The organism is Ruegeria sp. BF6, from assembly GCF_056538665.1.
Genome location: NZ_JBQFTN010000010.1, coordinates 39,077 through 57,505, shown reverse-complemented (window position 1 = coordinate 57,505; position 18,429 = coordinate 39,077). Strand labels below are relative to the sequence as shown.

The 18,429-nt window shown below is 56.8% G+C and carries 12 protein-coding genes; 4 read left to right on the top strand and 8 right to left on the bottom strand.

The window, feature by feature from the left end:
• Positions 1 to 37: 37 nt before the first annotated feature.
• A complete protein-coding gene (locus ACR0IM_RS17800) occupies positions 38 to 2,500 on the bottom strand; it encodes a CoA transferase (RefSeq protein ID WP_480682723.1) in 2,463 nt (820 codons plus the stop codon).
• 216 nt (positions 2,501 to 2,716) lie between these two features.
• Here ACR0IM_RS17800 and ACR0IM_RS17795 point away from each other — a divergent pair, with 216 nt between their 5' ends.
• Positions 2,717 to 3,346 carry a LysR family transcriptional regulator gene (locus ACR0IM_RS17795; RefSeq protein WP_480642693.1) on the top strand — a complete coding sequence of 210 codons (630 nt, stop codon included), beginning with the start codon at positions 2,717 to 2,719 and terminating at the stop codon, positions 3,344 to 3,346.
• 176 nt (positions 3,347 to 3,522) lie between these two features.
• Here the strand turns inward: ACR0IM_RS17795 and ACR0IM_RS17790 are convergent, their stop codons facing one another.
• Both ACR0IM_RS17790 and ACR0IM_RS17785 read right to left on the bottom strand, forming a co-directional pair.
• Positions 3,523 to 6,021 carry a tetratricopeptide repeat protein gene (locus ACR0IM_RS17790; protein ID WP_480642649.1) on the bottom strand — a complete coding sequence of 833 codons (2,499 nt, stop codon included), beginning with the start codon at positions 6,019 to 6,021 and terminating at the stop codon, positions 3,523 to 3,525.
• Between the two features lie 269 nt (positions 6,022 to 6,290).
• Positions 6,291 to 7,154, bottom strand: coding sequence for a helix-turn-helix domain-containing protein (locus ACR0IM_RS17785; protein WP_480682722.1), 864 nt, complete (start codon positions 7,152 to 7,154; stop codon positions 6,291 to 6,293).
• 17 nt (positions 7,155 to 7,171) lie between these two features.
• On the opposite strand from ACR0IM_RS17785, the gene ACR0IM_RS17780 reads away from it, so the two are divergent.
• Complete coding sequence (locus ACR0IM_RS17780; RefSeq protein ID WP_480682721.1) at positions 7,172 to 8,416, top strand: MFS transporter; 1,245 nt, start codon at positions 7,172 to 7,174, stop codon at positions 8,414 to 8,416.
• 145 nt (positions 8,417 to 8,561) lie between these two features.
• Positions 8,562 to 8,978, top strand: a complete 417-nt coding sequence (locus tag ACR0IM_RS17775) for a VOC family protein (RefSeq protein ID WP_480595601.1) — start codon at positions 8,562 to 8,564, stop codon at positions 8,976 to 8,978.
• Positions 8,979 to 9,585: 607 nt separating this feature from the next.
• Here the strand turns inward: ACR0IM_RS17775 and guaD are convergent.
• From guaD to xdhA, 5 genes are all read right to left on the bottom strand, one after another.
• On the bottom strand, positions 9,586 to 10,950 hold the full coding sequence (gene guaD / locus ACR0IM_RS17770; RefSeq protein WP_480682720.1) for a guanine deaminase: 1,365 nt from the start codon (positions 10,948 to 10,950) through the stop codon (positions 9,586 to 9,588).
• A 62-nt stretch (positions 10,951 to 11,012) separates the two neighbouring features.
• A complete protein-coding gene (locus ACR0IM_RS17765; RefSeq protein WP_480642654.1) occupies positions 11,013 to 12,614 on the bottom strand; it encodes a xanthine/uracil/vitamin C permease in 1,602 nt (533 codons plus the stop codon).
• Between the two features lie 43 nt (positions 12,615 to 12,657).
• A complete protein-coding gene (gene xdhC, locus ACR0IM_RS17760) occupies positions 12,658 to 13,539 on the bottom strand; it encodes a xanthine dehydrogenase accessory protein XdhC (protein WP_480682719.1) in 882 nt (293 codons plus the stop codon).
• 3 nt (positions 13,540 to 13,542) lie between these two features.
• Positions 13,543 to 15,861, bottom strand: a complete 2,319-nt coding sequence (gene xdhB / locus ACR0IM_RS17755) for a xanthine dehydrogenase molybdopterin binding subunit (RefSeq protein ID WP_480682718.1) — start codon at positions 15,859 to 15,861, stop codon at positions 13,543 to 13,545.
• Between the two features lie 15 nt (positions 15,862 to 15,876).
• Positions 15,877 to 17,340 carry a xanthine dehydrogenase small subunit gene (gene xdhA / locus ACR0IM_RS17750; protein WP_480682717.1) on the bottom strand — a complete coding sequence of 488 codons (1,464 nt, stop codon included), beginning with the start codon at positions 17,338 to 17,340 and terminating at the stop codon, positions 15,877 to 15,879.
• Positions 17,341 to 17,496: 156 nt separating this feature from the next.
• On the opposite strand from xdhA, the gene ACR0IM_RS17745 reads away from it, so the two are divergent.
• A complete protein-coding gene (locus ACR0IM_RS17745) occupies positions 17,497 to 18,399 on the top strand; it encodes a LysR family transcriptional regulator (RefSeq protein WP_480682716.1) in 903 nt (300 codons plus the stop codon).
• Positions 18,400 to 18,429: the final 30 nt, after the last annotated feature.

Below are 18,429 nucleotides of genomic sequence, written 5' to 3'. Positions count from 1 at the left end.
CAAGTAGCTCAGCGTGGAGACGCCGCTTTAGGCCAGATTATTCGGGCAGGTATTTTTCCGACCAGCTTGTTCCTGCAGCACCGGTAGCGATTAGGTTGTCGATCTGCTGACCCGCATAACCCAGCCGCGCCAGAATGGTCCGCGTGTGTTGCCCATATTTCGGCATGGGCCTCGGAATACTGATCCGTCCGGACTTTGGCCGCACCGCATTCGGGGCGACCAGATCACACCAGCGCCCCATCGGGTGTTGATCATGGCGAATAACGCGGAAGGTCGCATCGGAAAGGTCGATGCCACCTGCGCTTTCAAGCTCTAGTGCCTTTTCGCGTGTTTCGTGCAGGGATGCGAGCGGGGCAACCGTGCTCTGACCAACCGAGAATGCCTTTTGCCAGTAAGAAAGGGGCTGCGTCCTGAAACGCTCCGCCAAGGCGTCATGCAGATCATCAGATGGTGCCTCTGCAAGATCGGCAAGATCGGGGACACGGGCAAGGGCGGCTTGCCGTTCGGTCGGGGCGGCGAAGAACATCCACTGATCCGCCGCTTCATAGCAATGGTAGAACGGACCCCAACCCAGCGCCTCGCGGCCAGAAGGTTCGTCAAAGGGCGCACGGCCGTCATAATCATACATGAACTGTGCCTGAATGAGGTTGCCGGTCGCCGCCAGAGATGCCCGTGCAACGCCGCCGATTCCGGTTTCGCGCAGTCGCAACAGCGCACCTCCCAATGCCACGCAGGCGCAGAAACCGGTCAGAACGTCGATGGTGCCGAAATGTGCGTGTTCTTCGGGAGTATCCATGCCGCCACCAAATCGCACCATGACACCAGTGGCCGCCTGCGCCAGATCGTCATAACCCAGATGATCAGATTTCGGCCCCCGCATCGGTCCGCCGAACGCATCCAGTTGAACCAGGATGAGGCGCGGGTTGAGCGCGTTAAGTTGTTCGGGTGCAAGCCCCAACTTGTCGCGCTGTTCATCCGTGCCGTTCACCGTGATCACGTCGGCTTCGGCAATGAGCTTGGCTAGAACTTCTTGACCTTCGTCACTGCGCAGGTTCAGCAGGATGCTCTCCTTGCCCCGTTGCGCGTGAATGCCAAAAACAACCGTGTTCCAGGGATCGACCGAGGGCTCAACCGGCTGCACCAGCGTTACTTCAGCCCCATAACGCGCCAGAGTTGAGCTGATGGTTGGGCCTGCAATAACATTGGTGAGGTCCAGAACCTTCAAACCTTCCAACCAACCACCACTGCCTGTCGTGCCGCTGGCGCGTGGGGCTTCGGCCAGCAACGCGTCCAAGTTCGCAACCGTCGGGCCGGTCTTGTCCACTGCCGCCTCATCCCCGGACAGCCAGGCCACGTTGCCCATCTGGCGCATCTCTCCGTAGTCGGCATCTTCGACTCGCAGAATCAGACCCGAGGCCAGAGCATGCGAGTCGGCTAACCATTCCTTGCTGAACCGCTGTGCCGTGGCAGGGGCTTTGGCGGTTCCGAACAGCTCTTCCCACTCATGCGCGGGGCGGGTCAAAAATGCCTCTTTCATCGCCGAGGACACGCGCGCTCGATCAGAGGCGCCGACGGGGTAGTTGCGCATCGACCATTCCGCTGGCCAGTCCTTTGTGTCTAGATAAGCCGAGAAATCGGGCAGCGCATCCGCCAGATCCTTGAGCCCCAACGTCTCCAGTACACGCCGGGGATGCGTGGCAACTGAGCCCGAGACGACATAGAACCCCCGCCCGTCGGCGCAGGTATATGTGCGATAGAACGGGTCGAGGAATTCGGACAGCTCATCGAACTTGAGGTTCATCGGCAGGCCTTCGGCTGCGCGCCGATCCAGTTCGACCTCGCGCGGGGACTTGTAGCGCTCCGGGTAATCCTCGATCTGCTCGCAATTGTAGATCAGACCTTCCAGCAGAGCGGCGGCCAAAGGGACTTCGATATGATCCCCACCGTTGCGCGCGCGCGCGTTCAGGGCAAACAGAACCGCCATGGCCCCGAAGCTTGCGCCATAGGCTGAGGCCAGCGTCAGCGGCGTGAAGGACGGGTTGATGCCCATCAGCCGCCGGTTCAGGCCCATATCGGTGAATTGCCCGGCGTAGGCGGCGATTACGGCCTCCCACGCGGGCAGTGCGGCCAGTTCCGTATCGGTAGACGCAAACCCGGGCATGGAAAGGTATATCAGTTGATCATTTGCAGCCCGAAGAGCATCCGGCCCCAACCCAAGGCGATCCATGATCCCCGGTCGGAAGTTCTCGATCACCACATCGGCGCGTTTGGCCAATTCGATCGCGGTTTCCCGCCCCTGATCCGTTTTCAGATTCAGCGTCAGAGTTTTCTTTCCGCGCGAGATCATCCGAAAGGCCGGCTTGTCAAAGGCGGGGCCATTTGGCTGATCGATCCGGATGACCTCGGCCCCCATGTCGGCAAGCATCATGCCGACAAGAGGTGCGGCCAGGTATTGCCCGAAATCAAGGACGCGAATGTGAGACAGTGGACGATCAGTCATGAGAGTTATACACAGATTTTTTGTTAGCGGCTTGCACTTCCAGCACAGATGAACGGCACTCCTGATCAAAGTACACTGGCCAAAATATGATGCACCGTATAGCAAATTGTTTTGGTCAGGGTGACACGCCCCATCTTTGGTTCGCTGAACGCCTTGCTGGTTCTTGAGGTCGCGGTGAGCCATGCCAGCCTGTCCAGCGTCGCCTAGGAAACGGGGCTGAGCCAACCCGCTGTTTCCAGGCGTATCTCAACGCTGAAAAACTGGCTGGGACAGGCGCTGTTTGAACGCAACAACAACCAGATCGTTTCTTCACCCGCTGCTGTGCGGCTGTCCGATGTAGTGGCTCTGGGTGTCGGTCATCTGGATCAGGTTTGGACCAAGATTTCGGGGCCGCCTGATCGGCAGGAAGTGCCGCTGGCTCGCTCATTCGGTATCGCCGACCAACGGTTGATGCCGCGCTTTTCGAGCCTTCGTGAGCATCTTGATGAGTCAAAAGTCCGAGTGGTGACCACTGACCAATTGGACGATATTGATTTGAGCCGATCGGATGCGGCCATGGTCTGGGACACTGACGGATTGCCGGACCGGCCGTTCATTCCTCTGATCAAACTCGAGGTGTTTCCCATCTGCAGCCACGAATTCCTGGCGTCCTACCCTGAAGCAAAGGACGATATCTCGCAGCTATCGCCGTCATTTTCTGCGTTTCGATGTGAGGGAAACGACCGCATAATGCTCTGCGCTATCGCCCACCTGCGCCGGAAACCGTCGCCCCAACGGACCAAAGGCCAGTCATGCACTGACATTCAAGCTGGACCACTTGGGTGGGGCCGAACACTTCATGTTTAGTGGTGAATTCAAGCTAAGCCCCAAAGTACTATGGTATCCCTCGCGGAATGGAGCAGATCAGTGGAGATGGGTATGAAGGTGTAGACGCCCCGCTGGCCTCAATGCGCCATTGTGGGTTCGCAAACAAATAGAATAGAGCCCCTTTACCGCACTGACCAATCCGTATGAGACGAAGTTCAATCCGGCAAACCAGCTTTCCGAAGATCTCCGACAAATCTGTCAAGATCGAGTTGTTGCAGGTTTTCGAATGCCAGACGGACGCGCGAACATGTCATGTCGGGCCGTTTTTCTTTGCTCTGACGGATTACTTGTATCGCCTCGTTTGTGGCTTTCTGCCGTATCAGAATGACCGCCAACACAAAGCGACCGAATGGATCAACCGATTTTCCCTCCAATGCTGTTCTTGCGCAGGTTTCGGCCTGTTCATGCTTGTCGAGAACATAAAGGCAAAAGGCTTTGGCCAACAATTTCACCTTGAAATATGGACCTGATGGCCCAAACCGAGTTGCGGTGTCAAAATGCGGTAGCGCAAGCTTGGCCTGCCCATTTGCGAGATGCGCATATCCAAGAACCAAATGAGCGTTTGCCGCACTTGGGTTGAGACTGACTGCAAGTTGTGCCTCTGCAATCGCGGCATCGTGCTTGTTGAACTGGGTGTAGGCACGGGCGAGACTGGCGTGCGCGAAACTGCTTTGCTCATCCAGGGCCACGGCGCGCTCTGCGTGGTAGAGTGCGCGTCGTTTGGCCTCTTCCCGATCCTTAACCTGGACAAAGAACAGTTTCCTAAGCTCAGCGTTTGCCATCACTGCGTGCGCAAGTGCATAGTCTGGCGTAATCTCAATGGTTCTGGTTAGAATATCTTTGGCCTTTTGTGTGTCATCATCGGTGAACTTATATAGATGCCACAGTGCTTTTTGAACTCTGTCCCAAACGTTGACCTCACCTCGTTTTAGTCGGGCTTGTTCGCGCACATCGAACCGCAATTCCCAGTCTATGTGTCCGACTACGGCTGACGCGATTTCCTCCTGCAAGGAAAAAACATCTTCTGTTTTGTGGTCCAGGCGATCAGCCCAAAGATCATGCCCATTTGATGTGTCTACAAGATGGGCAGTTACGCGAACACGCTGATCGTCATAACGCACACTGCCCTCTACCAAATAGTGGGCGCCGAGACGTTGTGCGATCTCCTCGCCGGCTAAAGAAGCATCCTTGAGAAGCTTGGTGGAAGTAGGTGAGACCACCGACAGCCAATCCACTTTTGCAAGTTCAGTCACAAGTTCATGGTTGATGCCAGCCACAAATCCATTGTTGTCGTTTTGTCCGCTGAGACAGTCAAAAGGTAGCACTGCGATTACTGGCTTTTGTGGCGTTGGAAGCTGGGTCACTATCCTATCAAACAGACGGTCTTTTTCGGCTGGTGGCTCTGTTTTTGGTGCAAGTGTTACGGTTTCAGGTTGAGAGTCGGGCAAAGGTTCATGTGTTGTCGGTATTTGGAACACCGGCCCATGTCTGGGCCAGTCAACATTGTTGAGCGTCATGTAGTCTTTGAGATTGTGAGCTGCATACAAGAATGCGTGGCTGCGAGCGCCGACGTTGAGTTGCTTATTTGCGAAATTTAGGCCCACTGCGACCCGGGCCAGCAAGTATTGGCTTTCCATAAAGCTGAGCCGATGACTTTCGTGACGTTCAACCCAACTCATCGCCCCACGCCGCAGAGTTCTAACAAACTCGACGATCCCTACATCATCCTGCCAAAGCCCCAATGTGTGGTGTTTTGAATGAAAGAGGCCAAGATCATCAAGGATGGCATCCCATTGCGCAGGTATGCAGTTTCCGCGCCGCGCCAGAAGGTATGCCAATTCGAAATACGCGTGGTCGTAAAACAAGAACTGCTTGTCTTCGTACAGCGCCAGATCAATTAGATAGTAATCGGGATCACGGCTTTGGTGCGATCGAACCAATACATTGTACCCATGGAGATCCCCATGCACCCGTCCTTTTGCCGCTCTTATGCTCAATCGGCTTGGCAGGTTCTCGTCGTAGGCAAAGGCCAGCGGGTTCGGGTACCAATGCCCTTCAAACATTAGGCAACGTTCGCTGGGGTCATGACCGCAAACATCCGAAAGGAAATGGTGGAGCCGACCTGACTCAGGATTTAGTCTGTAGCCAAGCCATCCGGAAAGCAGTTCCCTGGGCGAGTGCAATCCGGGCGCCATTTCATAATCGACGTTCCAATCATCAAGAAGGCTTCTCGACAGCCGCTGAAGAACATTCAAGGCCAACTCGTAGCCGCAGTCGTTCCAAGGAAGAGAGTATTCCAGCCCTTGCGCCACAACTGTTGAAAGGATCGCGATCTTGCCGTCGTGTTCCAAAGAGTGAACTATGCGTGCCAGATGCTTTGATCCAAATGCGGGAACCGCCTCAAACGCCTCCAGATGTCTTTGGTTTTCGGTCTTTTCCTTCCAATCCGGATCGGGAAGGGCGTCAAATTTGAGAATGGCCTGACCGCTGAAATCGTCGCAAGTAATGTCGACAATATAGACAAGGGCACCGGACTTGCCGGCACTTAGCTGACGGTGAAAGTAGACTTCATCTTTTACTGACCACTTGTCAGTTATTAGCGGCAGAAACTCGATATACGCTTCAGGCCAAGAAAGGTCATCTATGGCGGGCATTGGCAACACTCCGCAAAAGTGCCGTCAAGAGTTGAATAACTCTGCGCGGCAGCACAGCTTTTTGCATGATACACAAGCAATAGTGTGAACCAAGGCGTTAAAGCAAACCCGCCTGTGATTTCCTCGCGACAGCTTGACCTGCCCAGCGAGAGATTTAAGGGCTGCAAGAAGCATGAAGGCCCGTCTTCGAGAATACACCTCTGAGCGATTGAATGCGTTCAAAGTCAGCATGCCGCTGCTCGATCTCACTGTCATCTTGGGGCAACCGATCAGTTCTTCAGAAACTCACTCGGGCTGACACCGAGGGTTTGTCGGAACATGTAGCTGAATGCGCTGGAAGATTCGTACCCCATATCAAACGCGACCGATGTCACGCTCTGGCCAGAAGCAAGGAGCGAGACGGCGTGCATGACCCGCACATGCCGTAACCACCTGGACGGCGGCAGGCCCGTTTCTGCAACGAAATGCCGTTCAATCGTTTTTCGGCTCGCTGGCACATCTGAAAGCCAAGCCTCCACAGAACGCGCGTTGCCGGGATCATCCAGCGCAGCTTGAGCGGCCCCGCGGAGGCGGGCGTCCTTAGGCAGGATCAGGATCAGCGGCACATCCTTTGCCGAGATCAGCTCATGTCGAAGCAATGTGTGCAGCGCCATATTATGCTTCTTCCTGCGCGCATTCCTACGTGCCGGCATTGTTGCATCAAATAATGCCCCAAGCAGTGGCGTCATCTTCATGACCCGGCAGTCACTGCCAAGTTTTTCAGCCTCGGCACGGTTTACGTCTACGTAGAGCATGACATTGTTGGCCCCGTATCGCATCCAGTGCTGGGTATCTGGTGGAATCCAGATCGCCATCGCCGGGCTTAGAAGCAGGACGCGGTCGGGAGTTCCTACATACATCGAGCCTGAGGCCGCTGAGATGAGTTGACCAAAATCGTGCGTATGCCAATCGTAGCTTTCTCCCAGCTCCGGCTTGATCGTCTCTCCAAGATATCGAGGGCGATCTGTCTGGTTTGGTTGCGTGCCTTTCAATGACGAATCCTCGATGAAAATTGCCTTTCTTTCGACAGACAGACATATCGGCACTGAGTAGGTTTTTCCAGTCAAACGGGCACTGGGTCCGTATTGTTGCATCTGACGGTGATATCACCATGACCGACCGAAGTTTAACGGCCTGGTTCGCTTTGGGCCACTTCGCCAATGACTGGCCGATTGCCGCCCTGTGGCTGATCGTGCCTGCGGCGGGTCTTGCAATGAACCTCTCGCCTGCCGAGGTTGGGCTGCTAATCACGCTGTTTACTGTTGGAGGTGCGCTCGCATATGTTCCGGCTGGGCTCTTGGCGGATCGTGTCTCGAACCCAGGCCGTCTTCTCGTCGGCACGTTTTTCTGGGTTGCTCTCGGCTACGCGCTGGCTGCTTCAGCTCCGGGGTTTTGGAGCCTGGCATGTCTTTTGGCAATTGCGGGGATGGGAAACGCGGCTTGGCATCCGATTGCGACGGGAGTACTTGCGTGCGCCAACAAGAACACTCGTGCCCATGCCTTGGGTGTTCATGCCGTGGGTGGCTCGTTCGCCGAGGTTCTAGCCCCGCTGTCGGTCGGATTGCTTCTTTCGGTCCTTGACTGGCGCGGGGTGCTGGTGGTCTCGGTGCTTCCCGCGGTTTTGATGGGGCTTTGTTTCTTACGGGTGTTGCCGGCGGTCCCTGCCTTCGAAAAACCGCTTGTTGATCGAAGTAAACTGATGGATCTGGTGCGCGCGTGGTGCGGTCGAAATGGGTTGCGCATCGTCGCAACGATTTCCCTGTACAACATGTCTCTGATCGCGTTGCTGAGCATGATCCCACTCTACCTGGCGACGGCTCACAACCTTGCCCCCTTAGCCATTGGGATCGTTTTCGCGGCCATTCTCATAACCGGCGCGCTTGCTCAGCCATGGGTTGGATCGATTTCCGACACGCTCGGTCGCAGGCCGGTAGTCGCAGCCGGAAACGGGATTGCTGCCTTGGCAATCGCGACACTGGTATTCGACCCGCCATTTTGGATCATGATTGCCATGATGGCGCTTGGGGTTGCGGCGCTGGACGCGATCCGTGCGGCAATGCTTGCAGCGGCTGTCGATCACTCCGGGCACCGCGAAAGCACCACGTTGGGCTTCGCGTTTACCCTTTTGGATGGTGTCGGTGCGTTTGGAGCGGTTCTGGCCGGGATGGCTGCGGCCATTTCTTGGAGTGCCATGTTTGGCATGGCCGCCGCACTCGCAGGTAGTGCCGCGATTCTAAGTGTCAGATGCCCCTGCAAGTCACCGCGAAACGGCAACGAACCCACTGCTAAGCTACCCAAGCAAAGGCAAGAGAGAGCTGGAAAGGAATGGACCAAGAAACAATGTTTCTTACCGTAGGCAGAGGTATGACGATGGAAGTAGCCACGGCTGCTGAACACGCGTATCGGTACTGGCTGCACTAGGCGGGTGCCTGGGGGCCGCCAAGCAAGGCATGATGAGTCTCGGGCTAGAGTAACCAGTAAACCGGAAAGGAGCCCAAACATTGATTGCATACGTCACATTCGGCGCTGATGATATAAAGCGTGCAGAGCGATTTTACTCCGCATTCCTACCAGACCTTGGCTACCACTTGGAAAAGTATCACGGTGATTTGAGCTACGCGTTGCCTTCTAAACCCGGGCGATCACCGAACTTGCCCGAGTTCTATGTCAAATCCCCTTTTGACGGTCAGTCTGCCTCGGCCGGGAACGGAACAATGGTTGCATTTGAGGCACGCAGTCAACAACAGGTCCGTGACCTTCACGCCGCCGCACTCGCAGCGGGCGGGTCCGACGAGGGCCAGCCAGGATTTCGACAGGCCTATGGGCCGAGCTTTTTCGTTGGATACCTTCGCGATCCTGAAGGCAACAAGATAGCATTGTTTTCCAGCAATCCGAGCGACCCAGGGCGAGACGGATGACGGAAGCGAGATGGGAAAAGCTGTGCGACGACCGCCGTGGCTGTGGTCAGGTGTCCTGCTATGTCTCCTCCACGGTCGGCAGTTACCAAGGCGTCGCTGCTCCTTTCGGAGAGCTAAACCTGCTCAAGCTTCTGAACTATCTCCTCTGGCTTGTGTCGTTTGTTTGCCATTCTCTGTTCCCTGTTTCCTAAACACAACAGTGGTCCAGTTCAGATGCGGCGTTTCACCGTCGATCAAACCCATTTCTCCGCGTCAGCCCTTTAGCGGTTTAGAAAGAACCAAAAACTGTGTCTTCCTTGGATAACACTTCGCAAAAAGCAGTTTTTTCGTTTACGCCAACTTCAAGCGTGCCGCCCGGTCTGCCTTGCTTGAGCAACGCAAGGGCGCCGCTCAGCAGGCCTTGACCGCAACCAAATCACAAGAATGAAACAGGAACGGGTTCTCCATCCAAATGGCCCGGATCAGGGGTCTGGGTCAAAATCCTTCGTATCTGTGTCCGCTATCCTGGTTGGTATCGCAGTTGTCACCAAGATCCGAAAGCAGCAATTTGATTCGCTCAGAACCTCTGGGTTCTCGCCAATTTGCCGAAATCGCGGGATAATTGGGTCTAGCGAGCGGGTGTTTCCGGTCTATCGGAAAACTCCCGACAAAACCGGCTTACGTCAGACCGCGAAGAAGCCGTTGATTTACACGGCGCTCCTGAAACATAAACCTCCTCAATAGCGCGATCATCCCCCATCATCTGCAGGACGAACAGTTCATCTGCAAGGCTGCCCACGCGATCCATACGCAGAGCCATGGCCGGTGTGCTGCGTGCATTCAGAACGACAACGTCTGCTTCAGTACCGGGGTCGAGATTTCCGATCTTGTCTTCCAGTCCAAGAACACAGGCATTGCCGCGTGTCGCCCAATGGAATGCTTGTAGCGGATGCAGTGCGGCCCCCTGCAATTGCAGGATCTTGTAGCCCTCGTTGAGGGTCTGGAGCATCGAATAGCTGGTGCCCGCACCGACATCCGTCGCGATGCCGCTGGAAATACCGCGTGCGCTCAGACCGGCGTGGTCAAAGAGGCCACTGCCGAGAAACAGGTTCGAGGTCGGGCAGAACACCGGATGCGCTCCGGTTTCCGCAAGGGCGTCGATCTCGCGTGTTTCAAGGTGGATAGAGTGACCCAGCAGCGTCTTTTGGCCTAGAAGGCCATAAGACTGGTAGACGTCCAGATAATCGCGCGCTTGCGGATAAAGCTGCTTGGTATAGGCGATCTCATCCTTGTTCTCTGACAGATGGGTCTGGATGTGACAGTCCGGGTGTTCCTGCGCCAAGGCTTGCGCCATCGCCATTTGTTCGGGCGTGGACGTGATGGCAAAACGAGGTGTGATGACATAGCCGTTCCGGCCTTTGCCATGCCAGTCCGAGATCAACGCCTTGGTGTCGTCGTATCCGGTTTGGGGCGTGTCCCGCAGACCTTCGGGCGCGTTGCGGTCCATCAGAACCTTGCCACCGAGCATTCGCATGTTTCGTCTGGTTGCCTCTGTGAAGAACGCGTCAGCCGATGTCTTATGGACCGAGCAATAGGCAACTGCAGTTGTCGTGCCATGGGTGACGAGCTGATCAAAGAACGCCCGCGCCATGAGCGCGCTGTGCTCGTCCGAGGCAAAACGGGTTTCTTCCGGGAAGGTATAATTGTTAAGCCAGTCCAAAAGCTGCGCGCCCCACGAGGCGATCACCTGTACTTGCGGGAAGTGAATATGCGTGTCGATAAACCCAGCCATCATCAGATTGGGACGATGGTCTGTCACCGGCGTGCTCCCGGCTTTTGCGCTCACCTCTGCGAAAGGTCCGGTATCCTGGATGATCCCGTCCCGGATCAGCAGTGCGCCGTCTTCGAGATAGGTGTAGGCGCCGGAATCTTCGCCGTTCTGCGGTTCGCGGTGAAAGGTCAGCAGACGACCGCGGAGCAATCTCTGAGTCATGAAAGATCTCGTTTTTACGGTAGGGAAATGGTGGGGCAGCCTTGTGACTGCCCCACTGTGGATCAAGCCTGTTGTGCAGGTGAGTCGTCGTCGATGAGATCCGGCTCATCCGGTACGATCACACGATGCTCCAGATCCTCTTTGGGCGCGAGCATCGGGTAGATATAGAGGAATGCGCCGACAATCAGATAACCGATTGTGATCCCGTCGAACTGAGGCATCTGCAGCGTGTAAGAGTGAATGATCCCGAAGGAAGACATCAACCCGCCAGCCACCGCAAACGCCCCTGCCATCCGGAAACGGCCATCGATCACATCTGCCACAATGGCACCCCAGATCAGACCCGTGAGGATCGCGCCCTGACTCAGCGCAAGGTGACCTTCGTAATGCGCACCCTCCATCAGAAGAGCCGCGGTCAGGCCTTCGTCACCGAGCGAGGGCAATCCTTCGACTCCGGTGCTGCGCAGCGCATTCATAAGCGAACCCCATTTGACCATCAGGAAGGCCGAGATATGGGGCAGGATCGCAAATGAAACCGCAGCCATGTGCATCGGCTTCACAGCCCATGCGGTATTGGTGATCAGGCTTACCGAGACAAAGACCAGCACCGGTGCCGCGGCGGCAATCGGGATCAGGCCCGCAAGGAAGGACAAGAATCCGAGAAAGGCAGCTGCAGCGATCACAACGGCCACACCAACAATGTATCCTGCATGCGCATCAAGCCGCTTGTAGGCCGGATGACCGATGTAAACCGTGGTTGGGAAGGGTGATCCAAACAGCGCACCCAGCATGGTGCCAGCGCCATCTGTCACCTGGCACAATCCAACCGGGTAATGATCACCTGCCGCTTCAGCCGACTCCACGTTGTTCATCGTTTCGATGAAGTTGTAGATCTGTACCGGGATCAGCACCAAGAACAGTTCGGGGTTCGCGAACAGGTACTGCACGCCGGCGATCAGGTCGCCGAAATAGGGGATCGGGGGGTAGAAACCGATACCGCTCACGTCGATTTTGGATTCACCAAGGACAAGGGCAATTACAGTACCGGCCGCAATCGCTAAAAGACCGGCGGGGATGTTGCCCGGAAGGCGGAAACGACCGATCAGGCCCCAGAGGATAAACAGCAGCGACGTAAAGCCGATGATTGGATTCTCGAATACTTCGGCCAGCGGTACGGAGCCAATGAAAACCAAAGCTATACCGCAAAGCGTGCCAAGCATCCCGGCGCGTGGGGTTATCCGCTTGAGGTACGGTCCGACCACCGCGCCCAGAGCGGCCACTATGCCGCCCATGAAGCCTGCACCAATACCTACTTGCCACGCGAGCATAGGATCATTGGTCGCCCAATAGATGGGTCCGATCACGCCGAACAGGTAGACGAACATGACCGGCGTCGAGATGCCGTAGGGCAGGGCGGTTACATCTTTACCCTGAGTGGTTGCCGCCCATTTGGCGAGGTATGTGTAAACAGCTACACCTGCCAAAATCGCGATAGCGGCACCGGGAACGATGCGGCCAAAGACGATTTCCGCGGGCATCTGAAACACGAACTGGCAGACCCCGGAAAGGATCAGCAGGTTCACCAGGTTGTCGGTAAACAGCGCCCAGAAAGCGCTGAAATCGCTGCGGGTAAACAGCTTGTATTCGTAGGTCCTCCCGTCCATGACGGTCTCCTCCTCTGATGTGACCGGATTTGCCAGACTGATGTCAGGCCGTTCTCCCTTTCCGGTCGTGATGGTGGCCCCCTTGGGGCGCTTGGGTTGCCCCGGTCAGGGCTGTCGCGGCAGTTTCAGAGGTCAATTCAGCCATCACCTCGGCCACCACGAAGGCGGCGATGACGCTGGGCCGCTTGTCGCGGCTACCGCTTGCCCCAATGGGGCAATTCAAATGTTCGATAGACTGTCCATCACAGTTTTTGTGTGCCCAGTTTTTAAGTTTTGCGCGCTTGGTGGCAGATCCGATCATCCCCACATAAACAGCGTCCTGACGTTCCAATGCTGCAGACGTCAGGAGGAAATCCAGCCCGTGATCATGGGTCAGAACAATAAATGCGCTGCCAGTTGGAGCACCCCAGATATCGGCTTCCGGGATAGCGCTTACCCGGGTTTCGACATTTGCCGTGCACAGATCGACTTCGTCTGCCCGTGTGTCGACGAGGATGCAACGTACCGGCAAGTGCTGAAACTGATTGGCCAGAGCGCGCCCCACGTGGCCCGCGCCCATGACATAGACATGGGGCAAAGCCTCTTCGCGTTTGGTTGCGCGTTCTGTTGCGGCCCATTTGTCTGACACCCGCATGCGAGTCAGGTTCATCTCGACGCGTCCACCGCAGCATTGACCGATTTCAGGGCCAAGCGGTACATCCAAAACCTGTTGCAACGTGCCATCATGCAGCATGTCCCGCGCGGCGTTGATGGCCAAGAATTCCAACTGACCACCGCCGATGGTTCCCCAAAGTGCCTTTGGAGCCACGAACATCTCTGTCCCCTCGTCGCGTGGAGAGGATCCGCGCACGCGGGTTAGCGAAACGCGGATCACGCAACGCTGTGCGGCAAGAAATTCGGTCAGAGAACGCGGGGACCGTGCCATCGATCAAGAACCCGCTTGTAGACGCGCTACAGCCATCAGGACGCGCTCGGGCGTCGCTGGGGCGTCCAGACGTGGGCATTTGCGGTAGTCAGCAACAGAGGCCACGGCCATCGACAGCGCCTCGAACACCGAAATCCCCAGCATGAATGGCGGTTCGCCAACAGCCTTGGAACGTTTGATCGTCAACTCGCGGTTTTCCGACCAATCGGCAAGGTTGACGTTGAAGGTGCGCGGTCTGTCCGACGCGAGCGGGATCTTGTATGTCGACGGCGCATGCGTGCGCAGACGACCGGCATCATCCCACCAGAGCTCTTCGGTGGTCAGCCACCCCACGCCCTGAATAAACGCGCCTTCAACCTGACCTTTGTCGAGAACCGGGTTCAGCGAGCGCCCAACATCATGCAAAATGTCCGTGCGCTCTACGCGGTACTCGCCGGTCAGAGTGTCAATCGTCACTTCCGAACAGGACGCACCATAGGCGTAATAGTAGAACGGGCGACCTTGTCCCTTGGTCCGGTCCCAGTGGATTTTCGGCGTTTTGTAGAACCCGGCTGCCGACAGTTGCACACGCGCCAGATAGGCTTGCTTGATGAACGCATCGAAGGGCAGAACCTCTTGCCCGATATGTACCTGATTGGCGTGGAAGGCCACATCCTCAGGTGTGACATCCCATTTTTCAGCGGCGAATTTCACCAGACGCGCTTTGATCTGCTCAACCGCGTTCAACGCCGCCATGCCGTTCAAATCTGTTCCGCTGGAGGCTGCGGTGGCCGAGGTATTTGGAACCTTCTCCGTCGTTGTCTTGGTAATCTTGATCCGGCTGAAATCGACCTGAAACGCTTCGGCCACAACCTGCGCGACCTTGGTGTTGAGGCCCTGCCCCATTTCGGTGCCGCCATGGTTCAGATGGATCGAGCCGTCATTGTAGACATGCACCAAAGCGCCAGCCTGATTGTACCAAGTCGCGGTGAAAGAAATACCGAACTTAACCGGTGTCAGCGCGATTCCCTTTTTCAGGATCGGTGATGTCTTATTGAACTCGATGATGGCCTGACGGCGCTGGCGGTATTCCGATGTCTCTTCCAGCTCTCCGATCAACCGGCCGAGAATGCTGTCTTCGACCTCCTGATGATACGGGGTTATGTTGCGCTCCTCAGTGCCGTAGAAATTGACCTTGCGCACATCCAGTGGATCCTGCCCGGTGGCATAGGCAATCTCTTCGATCATCCGCTCAGCGGCGATTACACCTTGCGGGCCGCCAAACCCACGGAACGCGGTGTTGGACACCGTGTTGGTTTTCATCGGATGGCTGTTCAGGCGCACATTCGGATAGAAATAGGCGTTGTCCGCGTGGAAAAGCGCCCGGTCGGTCACTGGGCCCGACAGGTCTGCCGAGAACCCACACCGCGCGGCAAAGCTGCCTTCCACCGCCTGAATGCGCCCATCGTTGTCAAAGGCGACGTCATAGTCGATCACGAAGTCATGGCGTTTGCCGGTCGCTGTCATGTCCTGATCCCGGTCGGGGCGGATTTTGACAGCGCGGTTCCACTTTTTGGCGGCTATGGCTGCGACCGCGCAGAACAGGTTCATCTGGCTTTCCTTGCCGCCAAATCCACCACCCATGCGGCGCACATTGACCACGACTGCGTTGGACGGCACGCCTAAGACATGCGCCACCATATGCTGCGCCTCGGACGGGTGCTGCGTCGAACAATGCACGACCACATCATCGTCTTCACCTGGAATGGCAAATGCGATGTGACCTTCAAGGTACATGTGATCCTGTCCGCCAACGTTCATACGGCCTTTAATTCGGTTTGGTGCAGCGGCCTGAGCTTGGGCGACATCGCCGCGCTCCAGCTTGAGCGGTGCCGTAACATGGGGATATCCAGCTTCCTGCGCCGCAATCGGGTCCAGCGCGTGGGGCAGGGTTTCGTAGTCGATCTTTGCCAGTTCGGCGGCCCGGCGCGCGATGTCGCGGGTTTCGGCAACAACAGCAAACAAAGGCTGCCCATGAAACTGAATGGCATCGGTCGGGAAAACCGGTTCGTCGTTCAGATGTGTCGGGCTGATATCATTGGCCCCCGGCACATCATCTGCGGTCAACACGCCGACAACGCCGGGCGCGGCCAGAACGTCGGTGAAGTCGACGCCCAATAGCTTGGCGTGCGCGACGTCAGAGACGCCGAGATACGCGTGCAGCGTGCCTTCGGGCTGGGCTATATCGTCGGTATAATCGGCCCGCCCGGTGACATGCTTGATCGCACTGTCATGTTTGACGTTGGTGTGGGCCGCCCCGGTGATGGAAACGTTATCTTTCATTGTCTCGTCTCCTTTTTAAGCACAAGCCAGTTGAACGGGAGTGTCGGTTTGGGCGTCCATTTCAAGGAAGAACCGACGCAGAAGGTTCTGGGCGGACAGCATTCGGTAGTCGGACGATGCACGCCAATCGGTGAGAGGGCTGAAATCCTCTGCCAGCGCTACGGCGGCGGCTTCAAAGCTTTCGCGCGTCCAGGGTTGACCGTTTAACGCGGCCTCGGCAGCAGCGGCACGTTTGGGCGTGGCGGCCATGCCGCCGAACGCGATGCGTGTATTGCTGATGACCCCGTCTGCGACTGTCATATGGATGCCGGCAGCGACGGAAGAGATATCCTCGTCGCGGCGCTTGGAAATCTTGTAGGCCGCGTTCAGATCGTTGGCACCGGGCAAGGGGATGCGGATGCTTACGACGAATTCGTCGGGCTGGCGATCCTGTTTGCCATAGTCGATGAAGAAGTCTTCCAGAAGCAGCGTCCGGCTGTCGGAACCGCGCCGCAGCGTGATTTCTGCACCAAGCGCGATCAGAACCGGCGGTGTGTCCCCGATGGGCGAGCCATTGGCGATGTTGCCGCCGACGGTTCCCATATTCCGCACCTGCCACCCTGCGATGCGATCCCAGTAGGAGGACAGGTGTGGCAGGTGTTCAGACAGAAGTTCCTGGCAATCGGTGTAGCTGGCGCCAGCACCGATCAGGAGGAGGGAACCCTGTCTTTCGACTGTTTTCAGGTCTTCGAGATTACCGGTGAAGATGGCAGGCCCGATGTTGCGCAGGAATTTGGTGACCCAAAGACCCACATCTGTCGCCCCCGCCACGATTGTGGCGCTGGGGTAGGTCTGCAGACACGCAGCAAGATCATCAACGCTGGATGGAAGAATGCTCAAGTTGTCTTCGGGCCCGGACACAACGCGCCGTCCGTCTTTGAGGGCGGCCAAACGCGCGGTCATGGTTTCACGCTCGGTATTCAGATAATCCGACGCTGGAGTGCCATAGCGGCTGACGGCAACGGCGGCGCGGATGATCGGCTCATATCCGGTGCAGCGGCATAGATTGCCCTGCAGTGCTGTTTCAACCTGTGTTTCGGTTGGTTCGGGTGTTTGCATCCACAGCGCATAAAGCGCCATGACGAAGCCCGGCGTGCAGAACCCGCACTGGCTGCCGTGATGATCGATCATCGCCTGTTGAACCGGGTGGAGGCGACCGTCAGGGCCGGACAGGTGTTCGACCGTTACGACATGACAGCCATCGACCGAGGCGAGAAACCGGATGCAGGCGTTCACGGGAACATAGGCCAGCCCCGCATTGCCAAGCCGACCGACAAGCACGGTGCACGCGCCGCAGTCACCTTCGGCGCAACCTTCTTTTGTGCCTGTCAGCCGACGTTCCAACCGCAGGAAGTCCAGAAGCGTCTGGTCTGCTGATACGTTTGGAACGGACACATCCTTGCCATTCAGGACAAATTGGATGTCGGTGCGATGCGTCATGGTATTCTCCCTATGCCCCTGCCTTTCAGGTGGGTGATCGGGGGGACCATAGGCGCAACGATTGAGTCTTAAAATCGTCGGAAACGGCAAATACTTTCAACAGAGCGTTGAAAAAGAAAATGCCGTGGCGCAGTCTTTCCGCAAGGAGAGGATCGAATGTCATACATCGAAAGCCTGCGTGTCTTTGTCAGAGTGATGGAGTTGGGCAGCATTACATCCGGCGGGCGCGACCTGCGGTTAACCCCGGCGGTGGCCAGCAAACGGTTGAAAGAGCTTGAGAACCATTTGGGCGTGCGGCTGTTCAACAGAACGACCCGGTCAATGACCCCAACCGAAGTTGGATCGGTTTTTTACGATGAGGCCAAGGCCGTTTTGTTGGCGCTCGATCATGCCGAAGCGCGTGTCGCCAGCTTTTCCGACGCCCCCAGAGGTGCAATCCGCATCACCGCGCCGCTGGGTGTTGGGCGGCGAATCGTTGCTCCGTTGGTCCCTGAGTTTTCGGATCGCTACCCGGAAACAGAGATTCGCATGCGTCTGTCCGATCGCAAGGTGGATATTCTGGCCGACGGCTTGGACATCGCGTTTTTCGTCGGCGAGCCCGGTGATTCAACCATGAAGCTACGGAAGTTCGCCGATTGTGATCGTGTGCTGTGCGCATCGCCGGAATACTTGTCGAAATCTGGGGTGCCCAAAACACCGGATGACTTGCTGCATACGCCACACAATTGTCTGTTGCTGCGCTATCCCAGATCTCCCGAATATTTCTGGACACTCCAGACCGACATGGGACCGCGGAAACTTGAAGTGCGTGGCAAATACGACGCTGATGATGGTGACGTGCTGACCGACTGGGCCTTGGCGGGCACGGGGATCGTAAACAAACCGCGTTTCGACGTGCGCGAGTATCTCGAGAATGGCCGACTGATCGAAGTTCTACCTGAGACGCCCCCTGTGCCGACGATTTTCGGCTGTCTTTACCCGCACAAAAAGCTGCAGGACCCCAAGGTGCGTCTGTTCGTCGAGCATGTTGCGCAGCACAGCAAACGCTTTTTTGCTTAGTGAAAAAGGGCAAAAAACTGGGCGTACTAG